This is a genomic window from Nonomuraea corallina (assembly GCF_027620315.1).
GTDB lineage: Bacteria > Actinomycetota > Actinomycetes > Streptosporangiales > Streptosporangiaceae > Nonomuraea > Nonomuraea corallina.
In genome coordinates this window covers 1-1,522 of sequence record NZ_JAPNNL010000344.1, presented here as the reverse complement: position 1 = coordinate 1,522, position 1,522 = coordinate 1, and the positions used below count along the sequence as shown (strand labels likewise).

2 protein-coding genes are annotated in these 1,522 nt (G+C 69.6%); one reads left to right on the top strand and one right to left on the bottom strand.

Annotated features, from left to right (window positions below; all coding sequences use genetic code 11):
- Nucleotides 1–640 (bottom strand): CHAP domain-containing protein (locus OUY22_RS36610; protein WP_270159907.1); only part of this gene is annotated, 640 nt, incomplete at its 3' end.
- A 242-nt stretch (nucleotides 641–882) separates the two neighbouring features.
- Between OUY22_RS36610 and OUY22_RS36605 the strand changes: the two genes are divergently transcribed.
- A partial coding sequence (locus OUY22_RS36605; protein ID WP_270159906.1) for a hypothetical protein occupies nucleotides 883–1,522 on the top strand: 640 nt, incomplete at its 3' end.

Here is a 1,522-nt window from a genome sequence, read left to right as displayed (position 1 = left end):
CGGTTCCCCGGATCGAGGCCGCCCCGACGGGAGCGCTGTAGCCGACGATGTCGGCGTTGGAGCGCGCGTAGGACTTGGTTCTGATCCGGTCGTCGCTGTTGCCCTCGATCGTGTAGACCGTGCTGGAGTTCGCCGAGCTCACGATGCCGACGTGGTCGATGTCGCCGCTCTGGTCCCAGTCGAAGACGACGGCGTCGCCGGGCTGCGGCTGGTAACCGCTGGCGCGGGTCCGCCAGGTGCCGTGCTTGACGCCGTAGTCCTTGAACGACGACGCCCAGCCGGTGAGGATGCCGCCGCTGCCCTCGGGCACGTCGGCGTAGGGCACGCCGGCGTTCTTCCAGACGTACTTGGCGAAGTCGGCGCACCAGTCGCTGTCGCGCCACTGGACGCCGTCGCTGGACGGGCAGCCCGCGGAGGGTTTCCAGCTGCGGAACAAGCCCGTGTAGTAGTTGCAGCCGCTGCCCAGCGGCGACTCCCGGTTGCGCGTGGCATTGCCGAGCTGGTCCTGCGCCACGGCGACGATCGCCGGGCGGGAGACCGCCGAGGCGGGCGCGGGGGAGAGCATGACCGCGCCCATGGCGGCGACGGTCACGGCCAGAGCGGGGCGGAGCCGGCGGTAGGAGCTGGCGGCGTTTCGCACGGGAGGCTTCATGGGCGGAAGTGTCCGCCGCCCTTCTGCAAAACCGCTGTAAAGCCGCTCCAACCGTTCTTCCGGACACGCCGGGCGTACGGCGTCCTCCAGGCTTCCGGCGGACCGGCGCGGCTTTCACCCCGGGTTCTTTTGGATGCGGATTGCAGGGGATCTACAGCGGCGGGTGTCAGCTTTTTGGCGACCGGAAAGGCACCGGCGCCCCACCTCGCCAGCTGAAGGGCTGACCATCCATGTTCGGATTCTCCAGGACCGCCGCCCTCGCGGCCGTGACCGCCGCCACCGCTCTCGTCTTATCGGCGGCCGTGGCGCAGCCCGCGACGGCCGACCCGCAGCCGGAGCCCACGGTGGCGTCGGACGTCACCGCCGCCTACCAGCTCGCCGCCTGTGACCCCCGCGGCACCACCTCGACCGACACCGCCCTGGCCAACCAGCTCAACAGCTCGCTCAAGGCCAAGATGCGCGGCTACATGTCCGCCTACCGGGTGTCCTGCGCCCGCATGGTGATCAAAGCCGTCCACGACCGCGGGCTGGACCCCAGAGCCGCCGTGATCGCCATGGCCACGGTCATCGTGGAGACCAGCGTCCAGAACATCAGCGAGGAGGTCGACCACGACAGCCTGGGGCTGTTCCAGCAGCGCGCCTCCTGGGGCAGCGCGTCCCAGCGCCTCAACCCGACGTGGGCCACCAACGCCTTCCTCGACAAGATGATCCGGCTCTACCCGAACAACAGCTGGAAGACCGCCTCGGTCGGCGCGGTGGCACAGGCTGTCCAGGTGTCCGCCTATCCGGACCGCTATCAGGTGCAGGCCGGCGACGCGCAGATCATGGTCAACACCATCCTGCCGTACGTGAGCGGGCCGAAGGGCCAGA